Below are 20,434 nucleotides of genomic sequence, written 5' to 3'. Positions count from 1 at the left end.
TAACTGCTCGGAAAAAGAGTATATTAAAAATGGACTGCATAAAAAAAGAATTTCATAGAAAGAGGTTTTGTTTTATTCCGTCCTGTCCTGCGAGTTTATTAACAAAATATAACTCGAAAATTGAATTCCTTTGTAAGAAACCTTTTTCTCAAGATCTTAATATCAACAGATAATAAAATCACAGATGGGTGCTAATGTATCTGAATTATTGTTGCTTTAGTGCCCAGATCTTTTCCTCCAGCATAATGAAGTCAGTGGTCCATCAAATCTTTGAAAATAACTTGGTAAAACTGGTTGAAATAAGCTGAGTTAAAACCTAACTTATTTGCTGATTATCGTTCCTCGTAATGTTGGTAAGTAATAAGTTGTATAAGTCAGGAGCACAATCTTAGTACCAAATAATCAAAACTAAAGATAAAGATACAAACTGATATCAAATTATAATGAAGAAAAAAGTATAATTATTTAAAATAATCCTCTGGACTTATGATAAAGGTAACATAATTAAAATACCATTCACCTTACTTCAATTAACAATCAACCGTTAGATTACGGAAATTATACAAAAATGGATGACAATCATTAATGGATGACAATCATTTCAATTTTAAAGAATAGTAATCAAATTCGTTATAAGAGCAACGAGCAGTAACACTTTTGGGATACATATCATAGGTAATAAGAATACTATAAAACTTAAAAACAACTAGCTAGAGATAAACTGATAGTTTCTAATAGTTATTATTGAAATTTTAATAATAACTATTAGATTGTTTGTGAAAACTAAATGATTGGTTCTTTTATTTTGAAAAAATTTTCCATTTAAAATTTTGAAAAGATCTTGAGAGCTGACTGTCAGAGTAAAAAAAACCAATTTAGCATTATTAGTCTCATACCGGCGGACTCTTTTATTACAGTGGTTGCTTTAATAATGCAAATAAATCTGACTCATCACAGAACTTTTACCTTGAACATCATAAAACAACATTTTTATTGACTATTAAATCCTATAGATTTGAAAAACCTATTGAAAGTCTTTAATTTTAAAATACACTTCCTCAACTAGTAGGGGACGATTACTCTGCTGATTTATAAAGAGCATGCTTATCTGCACCAATGCAAGCAAATGAGAGCGAATTGTTTTTTTAGAAAGATTCGCTGAATAAAATGAATACAGAAGGTAATAATCGATATAATAAGATCAAGATCTTAATTCATTTTAGAAGTACATCATAAGGCATTTTCCGAGATATACCATTACTTATTACAAAGTAGAAAAAAGCATACATATTTAAAATTAGCATAGAAATGCACCTTGCAATATAAAAAGTCTAAGTTCTGATTTAGGTCAGAAGCATTCTTCGTGGTGCTTTTTAATTCTAGTAGCTTTTCTAGATTCGAATAGTAAGTACCTCCTCATAATCTTATCATATCAAGTTTTCGTCGCACCCAAATTACGAGTTTTCTTTGGAATCAAACTGATGAGTCGGAATGGCAGTAGAGTTCCTGAAATTTCTTGGCAAATAGAAAATTGAAAACTTCATAAGTTTGCTTAGTTTTTCTGGAGTTACATGTGGATCGCGTGAAATATAAAATAACTCTTCTTCGACATCTTTGTGCTGGAATTTTTTAACAAAATGTTAATTTCCTTAACTATAAAGGTTCTCTCTTAACTTAATTCTTTAAATACTTTTCAAATGGAAAAATCTGTACATATTCTCCATCCTGGATACCAGCAGTTTTAAATTCTATTTCAAAATTTAAATTAATAACACGAGTTACCAAGTTGTATATTTTGAATAGACTTATACTTTATCATCGCTGGATTGGTATTCTGATAAGGAGTAGGAAAGAAATTTTCCTGGAAGAGAAAGCGTAATAAGACACAGAACGATCTATTTCTTTTGGATACGCAATTTAAAAAGGATGTTTAGGGATTATTTAAGGATAGTATGGGTTTTTAAAATCTGAAACGAGGAACTCAATCGTATCAACTTTTTCTAGAACAAAAGAGAAATCCCCTTTTTAAGTATCTCTAACTAAAATCGATTTATTCTTATTTTATTCACTTTTATTAAAAAGTATCTCAATTTCCTTTAGTTAAAATCATATATTTTCATTTCAAAAAGTTAAATATCTTTACAGTTAATAAACAAATCGCGTCAGTTACTCATTTCAACACAAGTTCGTTACTAACAAACTTATAGAATCATCTTTCTTAGAAAATGATAATCAATAATCCAGAAAGTGATCCTACTCTAAATCGGAGTCGAAACATTCAAAATACATAACGGTATTTTGATTTTCCTTACAATATCTGTAACCTCTCCTTTCAAGCTCTATTATTTTGAGTTTGGACATTAATTACAGATGTTGTATGGAATATTCTGGCAAAAGTACAGTCCTTTGACAAATTAATGTCATCAACTTTTAAGCAAATTGTCAACCGAAATTTCAGGATTGTAAAGGAGGATTATCTAACTAACCCCCCCCTCATCAACTTGTTTCATGCTGAGGCGAACTCGACCTTGTTTATCAATTTCGATGACTTTAACACGAACTATCTGACCTTTTTGAAGATAATCTCGCACATTCTTCACGCACTCAGAGGCAAACTGCGAGATGTGAATAAACCCTTGATAATTAGGTAGAATTTTAACTAGCGCTCCAAAATCTAAAACCTTAACAACAGAACCTTCATACATTTTTCCTAATTCTATTTCGACCGTTAATTCTTCGATCCGTCTTTTCGCAGCCTCACCTTCTTCCGTGGAATGGGCAGCAATTTTAATTGTCCCATCATCAGCAATATCGATAATACAATTTGTTGATTCAGTAATCTCTCGAATCATTACTCCACCTTTTCCAATAACATCTCGGATTTTTTCAGGGTTGATTTTCATAGTAATATAGCGAGGCGCCAATTGAGAAACTTGTGAACGAGGCTGAGCGATAGCTTCATTCATTAAGTTGAGAATATGGAGACGCCCTTTCTTTGCTTGATCGAGAGCACATTTCATAATTTCTTTGGTAATTCCCTCAATCTTAATATCCATTTGTAATGCTGTCACACCTTTTTCTGTACCAGCTACTTTGAAATCCATATCACCTAAATGGTCTTCATCACCGAGAATATCCGATAGGATCGCATATTTCTCTCCTTCTTTAATTAACCCCATAGCAATACCGGCAACAGGTGCTTTGATGGGAACTCCTGCATCCATGAGTGCTAAACTACTTCCACATACGCTTGCCATAGAGCTGGAACCATTTGATTCAAGAATCTCAGAAACTACTCGGATTACATAAGGAAATTCCGTTAAATTGGAAATCACGGGGACGATTGCTCGTTTAGCCAATCGTCCATGACCAACTTCTCGTCTTTTAGGGCCACTCATGAAACCAATCTCACCAACACAAAATGGTGGGAAATTATAATGAAAGATAAAATTTTCACGCCGATCTCCATCTAGATCATCTACCATCTGCGCATCTCGCTCGGTTCCTAAAGTAGTGACTACTAGAGCTTGAGTCTCCCCTCGAGTAAATAAAGCCGAACCATGAGAACGCGGAAGTAAACCTACACGAATAGTGATAGGACGTACGGTTCTAGTATCACGCCCATCAATTCGTGGCTGGCCCGACAAAATTTGATTACGAACAACCCAGCGTTCTAGATTGCAAAAGATTGCCGTTAATTCGTATAAATTAATTGAACCTTCTTCATCAGTTTTTGAAGTAAATTCAGCTAAAAGATTATCCCGAATAATTTGAATTCGATTTTGTCGAGCACTTTTCTCTATAATACGGTAGGCCTCTTGAAGAGGGACTTTGGCCTTTTGAGCCACCAAAATTTCTAATTTCTTATTGGATACAGGCGGTTGCCATTCCCACTTAGTATCGGATTTTTTAATGAATTCATCAATAACTTGAATAGCTGTCTGCATAATGTGATGCCCGTAATACACAGCTTCTAGCATAATTGATTCCGGCAATTCTTGGGCTTCCGATTCGACCATCAAAACTGCCTCTCTCGTACCAACAATAACTAGATTAAGCTGTGATTCCTTTAATTCTTCAAAAGAAGGATTTAAAAGATACTTACCTTTCTGATAACCCACTCGGGCTACACCTAAAGGCGCGTTACATGGAATACCAGATACACCTAAAGCTGTTGAAGCTCCTAAAATAGCAGGAATATCTGTAGGAACTTCCGGATCCATGGAAAGTACAGTAGCAATAATTTGAACTTCATTGGTAAAATTCTTAGGAAACAGAGGCCGTAAGGAACGATCAATTAATCGAGAAGTCAAGGTTTCTTTTTCTGTAGGGCGGCCTTCACGTTTAAAATAGCCTCCTGGGATTTTCCCTGCCGCATAGGTTTTTTCTTGATAATTAACGGTTAGCGGAAAAAAATCACGTCTTTCTACAACTTCTTTCCGATCTGCAACCACTGTTACTAGGACAACAGTACCACCCATTTGAACTACCACTGCGCTTGTTGCCTGACGTGCTATCTCTCCTGTTTCAAGCGTCACATGATTTTTACCGTATTGGAAAGTCTTACTAATTTTTTCCATTTTTTTCCTTATAATTTATGATCGTAATCCCAATTGCTCAATGAGTTTATGATATTGCTTTATGTCGTTTTTCTTTAGATAACTAAGGACTTTGCGCCGTTGATTAACCATACATAATAAACCTCGACGCGAATGATGGTCTTTTTTATGGATTTTAAAATGACTAGTAAGCTTGGCAATTTTGGCACTTAGAATAGCTGCCTGAACTTCAGGAGATCCTGTATCGTTATTATCTCTTTGATATTTCTTTAAGATTTCAGCTGTTTCTTTAAATATTAATGACATATTTATCTCTTTGTTAGTGAAAGACATTCGCCGTTATTTGCGACACTGCAAACCTAAAAAGCAAAAAGCACGGCATTATATCTTGATGTAGAATCCAACGCAAATAGCGGTAAGCTCTCTCAAGGAACCATTAAATTCTTTTACATGTGTCTATATGAAAACAAACTACATATTGGTAATCCCAATAAATGCAAGGAAACCATATAGTTCAATATTTGAAGTGGGAGTATTGTGATTTTTGAATCCAATGATTTATTTTAATTCTACAAAGGATACGATCATACCACGTTCTCCTGGCTTGAATCTGTTTGAGTGATAATTTGCTTCGTAATCTAAAATGTAAATAGATTTCACTCAGCTGTTTTTCAGCTGTTTTTTTTAAGTAAACTACTCCTCAGTACTAAAAATCGTTCGCTCTAAAGCGATTGCTTAAGCAATTTCGGATGCCAATTTATAAACACTTAAATGTTGTTACTCAAGCCTATGGAAATTACTAATACCCATGCATTTATTTAGATCTCTGATAATATTCGAACAATCGAACCCGCTAAAGTAATTAGAAATACTCAATGCAACTAAATATCTTGTCTGAAAATTGTTTTAATGAATTGAGCTGATCGTCATATTTAGATTTGATTATACTGTGTCTAATCTAAAAAACACAACCTTGATAATTAGCTAGTTATCTTAACGGTTCAATATATTGATGACCTTATGGAAAATATGTGGGCATCCACATAAGCTTTAAAAAAAATAATTCACATAGCTACTTGTCCTATTAAAAAGTATCAAATCTGTTATATTGGTTCTCACTTTCAGAAATAATGCACTTATCTCGACTTTTAAAACTCATATGCAGTAGATATGTTTATTTATGAATATCAAACTATGATGTAAATAGCGTATTTACAATTTCACCATTGATCCCAAAGAAGATAAAAACTTTACGATACTGAAATTGAAATCTTGGAAAATGATTTCCAATGTAGGTTCTGCCATTATTTTCTATAACTAAGATATGTTATTCACTTATCTCTAAATGTCGAAGGTTATGTATTTTAAAGAATTCAAATGGAATAACATTACTTTGTGGAGAGTTTACTGCAGATACTTTTGTCGCCAGTTATGTAAGCTTCATACACTTTGTTTGCCAAACTTTTACTTAACTTGATAGTTTAATTCTCTGTTTAAGATATTAAATAAAAAAGGCCCATCTAACTTGATTAAAAAAAATTTCTTCCTGAAACCAATTCCCAATCTGAATATGTCAATTTATTTTGACAATAGACCTTTGATCATGCAGTTTATCCAATATCTAATTAGATGTTTACTTCATCATTAATGCTTAATACGTATGTCTATTTGCTAATTTAATAGAGTGTCTTATATTATAAAGACTGATGAGTGCTTACTGTGTTGTTATTAATCAGTTAAGCACTTGGTTTTACTTCTTTTAGTTTCGTGTGTAAGTGCTAATAGAAAATACCCATATCAATGATACTGCTAAGATTACTTAGATTCACAAATATCATTTCATATTCCTAAAATTTAGAAAAATTATAAACTAAATTTTTTCTCCGGTGTTTGGTTATAATCAGAACTTTAATTGATTCATTTGTCTATTTCTTCCCGTAAATAGAAACTAATTTCCTATAAATTTATTACTTTTAAGTATCGTAATAACTTCACTCAACAGTTTTCTCTACAAAAGAAATAACCAGTATTCATTTCCTAAGTAATGTGTATCTGATTCCAAAAAATATCAAAGTATTTTAAAAATCTAGAATATTTCAGCTAAAAGTCGTTATATTTAAAAGCTTTTCACAAATTTGATGAACCCACTCTTTACTCAAATAAGGATGAAATGGCAAACTTAAAACTTGCTGGCTTGCAATCTCAGCTTCAGGATGATTGTAGTCATTCTGTAAATAATTGCGGATGACCGGTTGCCTATGCAATGGCTGAGGATAATGAATAGCTGTGGGAATGCCCGCGTTCATCAGAGCTACTCGAACTTCTTCTCTCCGTTCCACTCGAACAGTGTATTGTGCAAAAGCACTAATATTTCCAGGTTCAATATAAGGTGTAATCAGATGATTGCTTAATTTTTGAGAATACCATTTTGCTACTTGTTGACGGCGTTTTAACTCATCTGAAAAGATTTCTAATTTTGCCAGTAAAATAGCTGCCTTTAAGGTATCAAAACGCACATTTAAACCAATTTGAACATGATAATAACGTTTTTTTTGGCCGTGATTAAGAATCAAGCGCATCTTTTCAGCTAAAACATCATCATTTGTAAAACAAGCGCCGCCATCGCCATAACAACCCAAAGGCTTAGAAGGAAAGAAACTCGTGCATCCTATGGTTGTCAGGCCACAAGATTCACATCCCCAATGAGTGGCACCTAAACTTTGAGCGCCATCTTCAATAACTGGAAGACTATAACGATGAGCAATAGTATTAATTTCTGCTATATTAGAGCATTGACCATACAAACTAACGGGCATGATTGCCTTCGTTCGTTCAGTAATTGCAAGCTCAATTTGCGAAGTCTCTATGTTATATGTACGAGGATCAATATCGACAAAGACGGGCTTGGCCCCTAGAAGAATAATAGTTTCTGCAGTGGCAAAAAAGCTAAATGAAGAGGTGATCACCTCGTCCATCGGACCGATCCTTAATGCCAATAAAGCAACTAATAAAGCCATTGTTCCGCTAGAAATAGTAATGCAATGACGGACACCTACCAATTTAGCTAAGCGGTGTTCTAATTCCTCTACTTCTGGACCCATGATATATTGCCCATGATCCAAAACAGCCTGAATATTCCTATCGACAGAGCTTTTTATCAGACGATATTGTTGATTTAAATCAATAAATTTCATCTCATATCCCGATGCTTCTTATTTTTCGCACTGTTACAAAAAAATACTAACCTAAAACAAATCACCACCGCAATCTTCAATAGCCATGAGCTTCATTAAGTATTTTTCTAGCAAGAAATTTTTCTCGAAATAGTTTTTTATATTCTCTATCTAATTTAATTTCAAATCGCCCATTCGTCTAACTCAAGAATTGCGGTGGTGATTTTAAAGAATCACTCGTGTATGATTTTGCAATCATGAAATTAACATTCCTCACAGCCTTATCACCTCTTGATGGTCGGTATCAAAAAAAATTGGATAATTTACGATTGATTTTTAGTGAGTATGGTCTCATTCGATACCGTGTTTTAATTGAAATACAATGGCTACTTTTTTTATCTTATGAAAGTTCTCTTACAGAAATTCCAAAATTAACTGCACTGAATTATGAAAAATTAAAAGCAATTTCAAAAAATTTTGATATGCAGGCCGCGGAATCGATTAAAGAAATTGAAAAAACTATTAATCACGATGTCAAAGCAGTCGAATATTATTTACAACAACAACTAAAAAAAGAAAAAGAATTTGTGGATTTAATTCATTTCATCCATTTTGGATGTACTTCTGAGGACATTAATAATCTCTCTTATTCTCTCATGATCAATGAAGCTCGCGCGAAAGTATTAACTCCTGTCATTAAAAAAATTGGCCTGCATTTGCAGACTATGGCAAAAGACTATGCAGAACTTCCCTTACTAAGCCGCACACATGGTCAACCGGCTACACCAACGACTTTAGGTAAAGAATTAGCAAATACAGTAGAACGTATTCATATTCAATATCGGTACTTTATAAACATAAAATTGTTAGCTAAAATAAACGGTGTTGTTGGCAATTTCAATGCTCATCAAGCAGCATATCCTGATTTTGACTGGCCTAGCTTTGCCAAATGCTTTGTCGAATCACTTGGATTAAAGCTCAATGCATATACCACTCAAATTGAACCTCATGATCGGCTGAGTGAACTCTTACAATCACTAATTCGTCTTAATAACATTCTAATCGATTTTTGCCAAGATATATGGGGATATATCAGTCTTGGCTATTTTTATCAGAAAGCTATAAAAAATGAAGTAGGTTCCTCAACGATGCCCCATAAAGTAAATCCTATTGATTTTGAAAATGCTGAAGGCAATTTAGGAATTGCCAACGCATTAGCTAATCATATGGCAAATAAACTTCCGATATCACGCTGGCAAAGAGATTTATCAGATTCCACAGTGATGCGAAATTTAGGATGCGTATTTGGTTACTCTCTTGTTGCTTATGAGTCGTTATTAAAAGGGCTTACAAAAATAAGTACTAACGAAAGTCGAATTAAGGAAGACCTTAATTGTCATTGGGAAGTCCTTGCAGAAGCACTTCAAACTGTCATGCGTCGATATGGAATATCAAATGCTTATGAGCAACTAAAAGAACTAACTCAGGATAAATCGATTAATGAAAATCAACTAAGAGACTTTGTTGAAAAGTTATCTCTTCCTAAAAAAGCAAAAGAATACTTACAATCCTTAACCCCCAGTAATTATATTGGTTTCGCTCCGTCACTAGCAAAAAAAGTCCGAAATTTTAAATGGAATTAATTTTATTAAAATAAAAGGTAGTTTACCATGCTAGATTTTTTATTTAAAATCGATGAAAACGGCCAGTCCTATATCGAAACTAACATTTCTGGTAAAGCTTTATTAACCATCCCTCAATTAAATAAGGGAACTGCATTTAGTAAAGAAGAACGAAAAGTTTTTAATTTAAGAGGAAAATTGCCAAACAGAGTGGAAAGCCTTGATGATCAGGTCATTCGTGCTTATTTGCAATACAAATCATTTGATATTCAAATCAATCGAAATAATTATTTAAATCAACTACTAAATACTAATCAAGTTTTATTCTATCGTTTAATTCAGGACCACTTACAAGAAATGCTGCCAACTATTTATACTCCTATAGTAGGAAACGCTGTACGTGCATTTAATAAAAAATTTATGCATCCAAGAGGTCTTTACATTTCCTACGAAGACCGAAATAATATTGCAGAAATCTTAGATAATCGCTCTAACCCTCTCATTGATCTTATTGTTGTGAGCGATGGCGAGGGTGTATTGGGGATTGGAGATCAAGGAGTGGGAGCCATGGCTATTCCTGTAGCAAAACTCATGGTGTATACTGCTGTTGGCGGTGTTAACCCTTTACGGACTTTGCCCATCATGCTTGATGCAGGCACTAACAACAAAGAATTATTAAATGATCCTCTTTATTTAGGTTGGCGCCACAAACGCTTAACAGGAGGCCAATACGCCGAATTTATCGAAAAATTTATTCAAGCCATCCAAGAAAAATTTCCTCACGTATTGTTACATTGGGAAGACTTCGGGCGTACAAATGCTTATCGAAATTTAGTTAAATATCGTGACGTCATATGCAGCTTTAACGATGATATTCAAGGCACAGGTGCTGTGACTTTAGGAGCTATTTTAGCTGCCTTAAAGATTACTCATTCTACTCTTAGTAAACAACGAATAGTAATTTATGGTGCTGGGAGTGCTGGAATGGGAATTACGGATACCATATTTCGCGCTGTGTCTCAAAACGGTTTCTCTGAAGCTGAAGCAAGAAAACTTTTTTGGCTAGTAGACCAACCTGGATTATTAACTGAGTTTAGTGGATATGTAACTCCAGCACAACAACCTTATCTAAGAACGAAAGATGAAACTAAAAACTGGAAAATTGAAAATCTTCACCAAATTTCGTTGTTAGACGTAATTGAAAATGTAAAACCGACAATTTTAATTGGCACTTCTGCACGCAGGCATGCATTTAATCAGACCATCGTGAAAAAGATGTTAAAGTATGTAGCCAAACCTATTATTTTTCCTTTGTCTAATCCAACAGAAAAATGTGAAGCTGAAGCTATTGATCTTTTCCAATGGACTCAGGGAAAAGCATTAATTGCAACTGGTAGTCCTTTTGAAGACATTATTTTTAAAAATAAGAAATTTCCTGTAAATCAATGTAATAATTATTTAGCTTTTCCGGGAATTGGTCTTGGTATTATTGCTGTTAAAGTCAAGCGAGTTACTGACAATATGCTTTGGAGTGCTAGTAAAGCCTTAAGTCGATATGCAGAAGAAACTACTCATCGTTTGCTACCTAGCATTCCTCAAGCGCAAGAAGCGTCGTATCATGTAGCTATTGCAGTAGCAAAAACCGCTATTGAAGAAGGTGTAGCGGGAGTTTCTAACGGTCAATCCGCAGAAGCTCTTGTAGCACAACACATCTGGGAACCTCATTACTTGCCTTATCGAAGAAAATGCGATTAATAAAGTCTCTTATTCAAGATTGCTGTATTTGAAAATCGAGGTATTAACGAGATTTTCTCATTTTTCAAAGAGATACCTCCTTCAAATCCCTTCAAATTCAAACAAGTTCCAATCAAACTGCTTGTTTTAACTAATAAACTTCATTGTAGAACAAAATAAATCCTGTTTAATTCAGATAAAAATTTCCATAGCTTTAAATTTCTTTTGATGATAAACAAGAAAGATAATAAAATTAAAACATTAATACAGAACAGGTCCCTACGTTTTTTTTAAGAAGAAATTTTAATGTTCGCGAGTTTCACTGAATGAAATCTTAGACCATTTCTCTACAGTAATTTTCAAATTAACTCGGGATGATGCTAAATAAGTCAGATATTCTGCACTATCATAGGCTAAATTGCAAAATTGTTCTCTCTTAAATTGTTCCATAATAGTCCTATCACTACAAACAACCCATCGAGCAGCAGTGACATTAGCAGGTTTATAAACACACTTGACATTATATTCATTTTTTAACCGATAAGAAACTACATCAAATTGTAAAAGACCTACTACTCCTAGGATTAAATCGTTTTTATCAATGGGTCGAAAAAGCTGGACGGCACCTTCTTCAGATAGTTGCGTTAATCCTTTTAATAAGGCTTTTTGTTTAAGAGAGTCTTTAAGCTGCACCAATCGAAAAAGTTCAGGTGCAAAGTTCGGAATACCAATAAATTTGAATTTTTCCCCTTGCGTAAAGGTATCTCCAATTTGAATTGTTCCGTGATTATGTAGGCCAATAATATCTCCCGGCCAAGCTGTATCTATATTCTCACGTTTACCCGCTAAAAATATCAACGCGTTTTTGACTTGAATTTCTTTATCAAGTCGTACATGATAAATTTTCATTCTTTTTTGATATCGACCTGAGGCAATTCGTAAAAAAGCGATGCGATCACGATGGCCCGGATCCATGTTGGCCTGAATTTTAAAGACAAATCCACTAAATTTTTTCTCTTCTGGTTTAACCAATCGGACATCGGTTTCTCGTGATTTCGGCGCAGGTGCTTCTTTTATAAAAGCATTTAATAACTCGTATACACCAAAATTATTTATAGCGGATCCAAAAAATATCGGTGTTAAAATCCCTTTTAAATATTGGATGCGATTAAAGATATGACTTGCCCCTTTTATCAATTCAATTTCACTGCGCAATTTCCATATAAGATCACCCAATGTTTTATCCAGATTAACATTATCAATATTTTTTATCTGTAAGCGCTCATTAACGCGTTTGTATTTTCCTGGCTGATAAAGATATACTGTGTTTTCAGGTAGATGATATATTCCTTTAAAACTTTTGCCAGCTCCTATTGGCCAGGTAATAGGAGTGCAGTAAATTTTTAAAACTGATTCGATTTCATCTAATAGATCCACGGGATGATGAGAATCACGATCCATTTTGTTAATAAATGTTATAATCGGCATGTTTCTTAACCGACAAACTTCCATTAACTTAATGGTACGTGGCTCCACTCCTTTTGCTGCATCAATTACCATTAATACCGAATCTACCGCTGTCAAAGTTCGATAAGTATCTTCTGTAAAATCCGCATGACCTGGCGTATCTAATAAATTGATCAAATAATTCTTATAAGGAAATTGCATGACGGAAGTGGTAACGGAAATTCCTCGCTCTTTTTCTAACTCCATCCAATCGGATACAGCATGACGAGCTGATTTACGACTCTTAATTGTTCCAGCTAATTGAATAGCACCACCAAAAAGTAATAACTTTTCTGTTAGAGTGGTTTTTCCTGCGTCCGGATGCGAAATAATTGCGAAAGTCCGACGTTTGGTGATTTCTTTTTCTAAAGACATTTTGACTAATTCACATGATTATCTTTAATATTCTATCGCCGTGAATAACGGAGCAGAATAACACAAGCAACGGCAAATAACATAGTGGGCATTAATGCTGCTAACACTGGAGGTAACTGATAAACCACAGCAAAGGGTCCAAAAAACTGGTTTAGCATATAAAAAGCAAAACCAACAATAACGCCGGTCAGAATTCTAAGTCCTATGCTAGCCTGACGCAATGAACTAAAAATAAATGGCACCCCTAAACAAATCATTACTAAAGTAGTAAAAGGCTGAATAATTCTCTGCCAAAAGGCAAAAACAAACGAATTAGTTTGAAGTCCTGATTGAACACAATATTGAATCTTATGGTAAAGGCTAACAATTGATTGTTCCTCAACCGTCTTTTGACTTTGCTGCAGTTGCTGAGGATCAAACACAATCTGCAGCGGCAAATGACTTATTTTAATTTTTTTTATTCGAGTGGGTGTAAAGAGAGATTGTTTAACATGATAAAGTACCCAATTTCCTCTTGAATAGGAACCTTCTGGAGCAAAAGCAGCTGACAATAATTGATGTTGATTAAATTGAAAACGACTTACATTCCTAATTTTATTTTTTGAATCGATAGAACCAATATGGATGAATGAGTACTTATCCCGTAGCCACACCCCACCTAAGGCTTGATAACCGATAGCCTTTGAGAGCGTAAGAGATTTTATTAACGCCCCTTTTGATTCTAATCGAGGAGAAACAAATTCACCAATAAACGTCACTACTATAATCATAAGTGATGCTGCTTTTAAAACTGATCCTGTTACACGAGCAATAGAAACTCCTGCTGCTTGTATTACAATTAACTGACTACTAGAGGCTAATCTACCTAAGCCAATCAAACAACCCAAAAATCCAGCCATTGGAAATAATTGATATAAATTGAGAGGTAATTGAGTCAAGACATAAAAAAAAGCTTGTTCCAAACCATAATTGGTTGAGTCAATTTTGGATAACTGGCCAATAAATTCCATAAAAATTTCAATACCCATTAGGATAAGAACAACTAACCCAGTCGCACTAATAACAGCCTCACGGATATAACGATTTAGCAACCTCATGAGAAATCTTTCCGGCTCGAATGAAGCCGGTGCCAGAAATGTGATTGAAAAAAGAATAAAGTACACGCTAGAAACAAAAGAGATCCATTTATCCATTCTAATCCGATTATTGGGCTAACTACTCCTTTTTCAATCCAGACTCGACCTAAGAACATTAAATTAACATAAACAATGTAAATCAGAATAGCTGGCAATATTTGAGCAAATTTACCCTTTCGAGGATTAATTTCACTTAGAGGTACAAGTAATAAAGCAAAAATCCAAACAGAAACAGGTATCATCAACCGCCACTGAAATTCAGCGGCCGCCTTTAAATCCATTTTACTTAATCTCCATAGTGCAGTTGTAGACATAGCTTGTACTTTCTCAGTAATGTCTATTTTTGGCGATTCAAGCCGAATTCCATACCGGCCAAATTTAATAACATCGAATTTTAAATCTCCCGGTATCCCTATATAGCGAAATCCGTTTTTTAAAAAAACAAAGTTATGATTAAATCTCTTATATTCACAAGCCTCTGCAGCTGATATAATACTCCATAGCTCTTTTTTTCTTACAGTTTGCTCACTTTCTGCTAAAAAAACATTAGTCATTATCTTATAATGATTATTGACATTACCAGCATAAAAAACCTTTCTGCCATTACCTAGAAGTTGAAACCGACGCGGGATAATCTTTTCTAGAGAAGCCGTTGCCAAAGCCTCGTTAAGAACTTTAGTGCGATACCACTCTATTCGCGGTTCAACCGACAACATTAACCAACCTTCTATCAGAGTAATAGAGGTGGCTAATACCATAATCATGATCACAATTTGAGAACGACTTACTCCGCAAGCAGTTAAAATGATCACTTCGTGATCCATACTCATCCGTCCTAAAACTAACAAACCACTAAGGAACAAGCTTAAAGGCAGCAAATAACTTAATAACAAAGGTATTTGCAATAACATAATCTCCATTACTGCTTTAACAGTGATCTTACCAGCAGCAGCATCATTAAGATAATGGATAAATTGATTAGTGATAAAAATAATTAATAAGATTAACATCGTCGTTAACAAAGTGCTGAGAATCTCTCTACTCAAATAACGAAAGATAATCACTGACAAATCAAACCTTTTATGGTTGAATACAATACTTCCCATTAATAATTACTTGCATTTTACCAAAGCACAATACAACATGGAAAAAACTTACGATCCCACACTCATTGAAAAAAAATGGATAGATTATTGGGAAAAACATCAATTAAATCGCCCTGTTGGCTCAGGAACTCCCTATTGCATCATGTTACCTCCGCCTAATATAACAGGCACACTTCATATGGGTCACGGTTTTCAGCAAACTCTCATGGATATTTTAACTCGTTACCACCGGATGCAGGGTTATCAAACCCTGTGGCAGGGGGGAACGGATCATGCAGGAATTGCTACCCAAATGGTGGTTAAGCAACAACTTATTCAACAAGGACTTACTTGGCATGACTTAGGACGGGAATCTTTTATTAATCGAGTATGGGAGTGGCGTGATCGTTCTGGAAATAACATTACTCGCCAGATGCGTCGTTTGGGTGTCTCAATCGATTGGTCACGAGAACGCTTCAGTATGGACAAAGGCCTTTCTCAAGCTACCACTGAAGCTTTTATCCGTCTTTACCACGAAAGCTTGATATATCGAGGAAAACGACTCGTCAATTGGGATCCTATCTTAAACACTGCCATATCCGACCTCGAAGTAACCGCCAAAAAAGTTTATGGATCGCTGTGGTATATTCGCTATCCTTTAACTGATGGAACCGGGCATCTTACAGTTGCCACCACTCGACCTGAAACATTATTAGGTGACGTAGCAATCGCTGTTCATCCCCATGATGAAAATTATCAACGCTATATTGGAAAAGAAGTTCATTTGCCTTTGACTGACCGTACTATTCCTATCATTGCAGATATTGCTGTAAATCGGGAATTTGGTACAGGTAGCGTAAAGGTTACGCCTGCACATGATTTTAATGACTATGAAATAGGTCAACGTCATCGATTGCCTTTAATTAATGTCTTCACTCCTGAAGGACGGTTAAATAAAAATGTGCCTCATTCTTATCAAGGTTTAGACCGTTTTGATGCTCGAAAAAAAATAGTAGCCCATCTTGAAGAAAACCACTTGATCGAGAAAATAGAATCTCATCGTGTTCTTGTCTCTCGAGGCGAACGCTCTGGAACTATTATTGAACCTTTTTTAACTGATCAATGGTTCTTAAAAATGGAGTCGCTTGCAGAGCCAGCCATGGCTGTCGTCCAATCAGGAGAATTAAAGTTAATTCCAGCTACTTGGAAAAAAACTTATTTACAATGGTTAACCAATATTCAAGATTGGTGTATCAGTCGACAATTATGGTGGGGGCATCGTTTACCTGTCTGGTACGACGAAGAAAAGAATTACTACGTTGGATTCTCACAAGAAGAAATTCAAAAAAAATATCATTTAGGAACCAAAACAAAATTAAAGCAAGAAACTGATGTTCTCGATACTTGGTTTTCGGCCAGTTTGTGGCCATTTGCTACTCTAGGTTGGCCTGAAAAAACCAAAGCCTATACAACTTTTTATCCTACTCAAGTTTTAGTCACCGGCTTTGATATTATTTTCTTTTGGGTTGCTCGAATGGTAATGATGGGATTAAAGCTCACTGGAAAAATTCCTTTTCACGAAGTTTATATTCACGGGCTAATTCTTGACAGCCAAGGAAGGAAAATGTCTAAATCAAAAGGTAATGTTATCGACCCAATCAATGTTATTGATGGAATTTCTTTAGAAGAGCTTATTAAAAAACGAACCCATGCTTTATTGCAACCTAAGATGACTAAAGCAATTGAAAAACTAACACGCAAGGAATTCCCACAAGGTATAGCCAGCTATGGCACAGACGCTTTACGGTTTACTTTTTGTGCCTTAGCAAGCACTGGACGTGATATTAACTTTGATATGCGTCGTATTAAAGGCTATCGCAATTTTTGCAATAAAATTTGGAATGCGGCTCGTTTTGTCATTATGAATACGAAAGGCAAAGATTTAAATCCTGAAAAACCTTTAACCTATAGTATTGCTGACCGTTGGATCCGAAGCCGTTTACAACGAACTGTGAAAGAAGCTAGAAAGGCTTTAGATCATTATCGTTTTGATTTGCTTGCTCAAATTTTGTATGAGTTCGTTTGGAACGAATATTGCGATTGGTATACAGAATTCGTTAAATGCGTTTTCTACAATAAGCATACCAAACCCTCTCAGCAACGTGGAACTCGGATAACCCTCCTTGAAATACTAGAAACCTTATTACGGTTGCTCCATCCTATTATGCCATTTATCACAGAGGAAATTTGGCATATGGTAGCACCGCTCGTAGAGAAAAACGGCAACAGTATTATGATCGAATCTTATCCCGAATTTAATAAGTTCGAGCTTGATAGTAAGGTAAATGCAGAAATTGAATGGCTTAAAAATATCATCACCGCCATTCGAACTTTACGAGCTGAGATAGATATTTCTCCCGCCAAAACTATCATAGTTATTTTTAGTAAAGGAAAAGAAAATGACAAAAAACGTCTGAGAGAAAATGAACGATATATAAAATCACTAGGAAAAATTGCCCAATGGCGATGGGCTGATGCTGATGAATTACTACCTCTCAGTGCCACAAATATTTTAGGAAACCTTGAAATTCATATTCCCTTATCAGGATTAATTCACAAAAAAACCGAACTTGCTCGACTAAAAAAGGAAATTAACAAGCTTGAAAGAAAAGAAGAAAACTCTCTAAAAAAATTGGATAATCCTAATTATATAGAAAAAGCTCCTAAAGAAATTGTAGAAAGAGAATGCCTGCTTTTAGAAGCAATACAAAAAACTCTAAGAAAATTACGACTACAATACTCGAAGATTGAAAATCTATAATACACAAAGTAATCTAAATTAATTCAGAGTTGTAGTACTTTCAGAGTTGTAGTACTTTTAGGTCTCTGATGTTTCCTGTATTACTTTAATAATTTCTGGAAAATAGGTACTACTAATGTGGGTTCGTGGAAATTAATAATCTTGCAACTTATATTGACGGATAAAGCAAAAGTGATATTTCTCTCTATAATGTGAGCTACCAACACACCGTATCCTAAATTATTACCAGCACTCCAGACAACATCACCCGATTGTCGAGACTTTGTTTTGTATATCCCAAGACCATAAAAGTCTTGATTTTCTCGAGAACTAGTTTTGATGTCTATTGGAACTCCATCAAATAATTGTTTCAAGGAACCATTTAAAATTCGCCCTTCTAACAACATTCGCATCCAACAAATAAGATCATTAGTGTTAGATAAACTAGCCGTACCAGCTAATCCATCAAAATTATAAGCACCTGTAACATCATAAACTTTTAATTTGCAATCATTGTTGTAAGTTACTAATTTTCGGTGACTAAAACTACTGGCATAAAGATGAGAAACTGGTAAATAACCATGTGCCAATTTAGGCAATAAGTCTTTTTCTAACACACCGTAAGGGCAATAATATGTTGATCTTAAACTTATCGAATTAAACAATTCCTGCATTTGCAGAGAAGATTTACGACCTGTTGAAGCCTCCAAAACCAAACCAGCAATAATGTAATTAGTTGCAGAATCACTGAAAACTCCTCGAACCGGTAATACATACCCTAAACGGTATCGTACATTAGAACCTGTAATTAAATCCAAATAGTCTTCAGCTTGCCAAACCCTCTGAGGCTTATCAGAAAATGCTTTTTGATAAGTTACAGTTCTATCATAAGATGGAAGACCTGAAGTATTATTTAGCAGAGCTCGCAAAGTTACTGGTTTTAAGCAAGGATAGAGGTCAACGATGAGCTTTAAGCGACCACCATCCAGGCGATGTTGATTGCTTAAAACAGCCAAAGGTGAATCTAAATCCAATACACCCTCCTCAACCCGTTTTAAAATAAGAGCTGCAGTAAACATTCGAGTGATTTCTCCACTCTGGAAAATATGTTCTGCGGACAAAGATTCACGAGTTTCTACATCGGCGTAACCTGCACAATAATGACGAATACAATTTTCCGTTTTACATATACTTAAGATCGCTCCAGGTAAATTATATTTCATGATATCGATTGATTTCATATAAGAACTATACTAGATTTAAAGAAAGATCTAAAGATACTGCTCTTAGCTATGAAATAAATATAGCTCTAAATAAAAGAATCGTTAAAGAATTAGTTCGTACTTACAGAGGAAATTAAGGATTTCTTAAATCTAACAAAATACAAATAAGTAATGGATACCACAATGAGAGAAAAAAAAGTGCCAAATAATAAGCCCTCTATGATCACCCAACCAATTTGATGGCGACTAATAGAGCCTGATCCTGTAGATAAGACTAAAGGAAGTGCACCAAATACCATAGCCATTGTTGTCATTAAGATAGGCCTCAATCGAATCATTGCTCCTCTAATAATAGCATCTTGCGTAGATATACTTTTTTTGCGTAAGTCATTTATAAATTGCGTAATTAGAATTCCATATTTAGTAATCATGCTAATTAATGTAACTAACCCAATCTGCGAATAAATATTTAAAGTCCCTCCGGATAATTTTAAGGAAAATAAACCGCCAATAATACTCAAAGGAACAGTTAATAAGATAATCAATGGATCAATAAAACTACCAAATTGCACTGACAACAATAAATAAATGAAAATGAGTGACATAACAACGATACTAGCAATATTTTTTGATGATTCTAAAAATTGTGCTGCTTTTCCTGAAAAGACAGCATGTACGTTTGAGGTTAATACAGAGGGTAAATGAACTTTAATATAATTAATTATCTGGCTTTCGGAATACCCTGATGAAAGACGAGCAGAAATGGTTCCTGAACGAAAACGATCATAATGCGTGAAATTTCCCTGTCCTATGGCTGGAATCAAGTTAATTAAACTTGAGACAGGAATCATATTTTCTTTATTACGGGATGATGAAGAACGTGAATTGCTTCGTACATATAGCTTTTTAAGTGCATTAAAATTGGATAGATCATCCTTTCGCATTTGGACAATAACTTCATAAGTTTTATTACCTGCTTGAACATCTGTCCAATGATTTCCGCTCATCATTACACTTACCGTATCTGCGATATCTTGAATAGCTACACCCAGCACCGCTGCTAAATCACGTTTGATAGTAATAGCGTATTGCTGAGTATTATATTTCAAATGGTATGGACATCCGTTACTCCTGGGTACTGCTTTAAAATTTTAAGCATTTTATTAATCGGATCTAATAAATCTATATAATCTCCAGCTGTTATGAAATTTAAATTGATAT

General features: G+C 34.6%; 11 protein-coding genes. 3 read left to right on the top strand and 8 right to left on the bottom strand.

The features are described from left to right. Nucleotides 1-2,477: 2,477 nt before the first annotated feature. The 3 genes from pnp to ONG85_RS02650 all read right to left on the bottom strand — a co-directional run bounded on the left by pnp (nt 2,478) and on the right by ONG85_RS02650 (nt 7,753). Nucleotides 2,478-4,580, bottom strand: coding sequence for a polyribonucleotide nucleotidyltransferase (gene pnp, locus ONG85_RS02660; RefSeq protein WP_264435394.1), 2,103 nt, complete (start codon nt 4,578-4,580; stop codon nt 2,478-2,480). 15 nt (nt 4,581-4,595) lie between these two features. After that, nucleotides 4,596-4,865 (bottom strand): 30S ribosomal protein S15, encoded by a 270-nt coding sequence (gene rpsO / locus ONG85_RS02655; RefSeq protein ID WP_264435393.1) that lies wholly within the window; start codon nt 4,863-4,865, stop codon nt 4,596-4,598. A gap of 1,790 nt (nt 4,866-6,655) precedes the next feature. Further along, nucleotides 6,656-7,753, bottom strand: a complete 1,098-nt coding sequence (locus ONG85_RS02650) for a DegT/DnrJ/EryC1/StrS family aminotransferase (protein ID WP_264435392.1) — start codon at nt 7,751-7,753, stop codon at nt 6,656-6,658. A 236-nt stretch (nt 7,754-7,989) separates the two neighbouring features. Between ONG85_RS02650 and purB the strand changes: the two genes are divergently transcribed. Together purB and ONG85_RS02640 are read left to right on the top strand one after the other, a co-directional pair. Then, nucleotides 7,990-9,375 (top strand): adenylosuccinate lyase, encoded by a 1,386-nt coding sequence (purB, locus tag ONG85_RS02645; RefSeq protein WP_264435888.1) that lies wholly within the window; start codon nt 7,990-7,992, stop codon nt 9,373-9,375. Between the two features lie 27 nt (nt 9,376-9,402). Then, nucleotides 9,403-11,109: an NAD-dependent malic enzyme gene (locus tag ONG85_RS02640; protein ID WP_264435391.1), complete on the top strand. Its 1,707-nt coding sequence runs from the start codon at nt 9,403-9,405 to the stop codon at nt 11,107-11,109. Nucleotides 11,110-11,391: 282 nt separating this feature from the next. On the opposite strand, the gene ONG85_RS02635 is transcribed toward ONG85_RS02640, so the two are convergent. From ONG85_RS02635 to lptF, 3 genes are read right to left on the bottom strand one after another with little or no spacing between them, the layout of a single operon-like run. Continuing rightward, nucleotides 11,392-12,969 carry a peptide chain release factor 3 gene (locus tag ONG85_RS02635; RefSeq protein WP_264435390.1) on the bottom strand — a complete coding sequence of 526 codons (1,578 nt, stop codon included), beginning with the start codon at nt 12,967-12,969 and terminating at the stop codon, nt 11,392-11,394. Between the two features lie 32 nt (nt 12,970-13,001). After that, complete coding sequence (lptG, locus tag ONG85_RS02630; protein ID WP_264435389.1) at nt 13,002-14,066, bottom strand: LPS export ABC transporter permease LptG; 1,065 nt, start codon at nt 14,064-14,066, stop codon at nt 13,002-13,004. Further along, complete coding sequence (gene lptF / locus ONG85_RS02625) at nt 14,063-15,211, bottom strand: LPS export ABC transporter permease LptF (protein WP_264435387.1); 1,149 nt, start codon at nt 15,209-15,211, stop codon at nt 14,063-14,065. The genes lptG and lptF overlap by 4 nt, the downstream gene beginning before the upstream one ends. Before the next feature lie 37 nt (nt 15,212-15,248). Here lptF and ONG85_RS02620 point away from each other — a divergent pair, with 37 nt between their 5' ends. After that, nucleotides 15,249-18,011, top strand: a complete 2,763-nt coding sequence (locus ONG85_RS02620) for a valine--tRNA ligase (protein WP_264435386.1) — start codon at nt 15,249-15,251, stop codon at nt 18,009-18,011. An 80-nt stretch (nt 18,012-18,091) separates the two neighbouring features. Here ONG85_RS02620 and ONG85_RS02615 read toward each other — a convergent pair whose 3' ends face one another. Further along, nucleotides 18,092-19,213: a serine hydrolase domain-containing protein gene (locus ONG85_RS02615; protein ID WP_264435385.1), complete on the bottom strand. Its 1,122-nt coding sequence runs from the start codon at nt 19,211-19,213 to the stop codon at nt 18,092-18,094. A 110-nt stretch (nt 19,214-19,323) separates the two neighbouring features. After that, nucleotides 19,324-20,322 (bottom strand): efflux RND transporter permease subunit, encoded by a 999-nt coding sequence (locus ONG85_RS02610; protein ID WP_264435384.1) that lies wholly within the window; start codon nt 20,320-20,322, stop codon nt 19,324-19,326. Nucleotides 20,323-20,434 lie beyond the last annotated feature (112 nt).

Source organism: Coxiella endosymbiont of Dermacentor marginatus (genome assembly GCF_907164955.1).
Taxonomy (GTDB): domain Bacteria; phylum Pseudomonadota; class Gammaproteobacteria; order Coxiellales; family Coxiellaceae; genus Coxiella.
This window is presented reverse-complemented; position numbering and strand designations above follow the sequence as displayed.

Bases quoted from the DNA above. Each gene is read 5' to 3' on its own strand.
- pnp (WP_264435394.1), bottom strand. From the start codon at position 4,580: ATGGAAAAAATTAGTAAGACTTTCCAATACGGTAAAAATCATGTGACG.
- rpsO (WP_264435393.1), bottom strand. From the start codon at position 4,865: ATGTCATTAATATTTAAAGAAACAGCTGAAATCTTAAAGAAATATCAA.
- ONG85_RS02650 (WP_264435392.1), bottom strand. From the start codon at position 7,753: ATGAAATTTATTGATTTAAATCAACAATATCGTCTGATAAAAAGCTCT.
- purB (WP_264435888.1), top strand. From the start codon at position 7,990: ATGAAATTAACATTCCTCACAGCCTTATCACCTCTTGATGGTCGGTAT.
- ONG85_RS02640 (WP_264435391.1), top strand. From the start codon at position 9,403: ATGCTAGATTTTTTATTTAAAATCGATGAAAACGGCCAGTCCTATATC.
- ONG85_RS02635 (WP_264435390.1), bottom strand. From the start codon at position 12,969: ATGTCTTTAGAAAAAGAAATCACCAAACGTCGGACTTTCGCAATTATT.
- lptG (WP_264435389.1), bottom strand. From the start codon at position 14,066: ATGAGGTTGCTAAATCGTTATATCCGTGAGGCTGTTATTAGTGCGACT.
- lptF (WP_264435387.1), bottom strand. From the start codon at position 15,211: ATGGGAAGTATTGTATTCAACCATAAAAGGTTTGATTTGTCAGTGATT.
- ONG85_RS02620 (WP_264435386.1), top strand. From the start codon at position 15,249: ATGGAAAAAACTTACGATCCCACACTCATTGAAAAAAAATGGATAGAT.
- ONG85_RS02615 (WP_264435385.1), bottom strand. From the start codon at position 19,213: ATGAAATATAATTTACCTGGAGCGATCTTAAGTATATGTAAAACGGAA.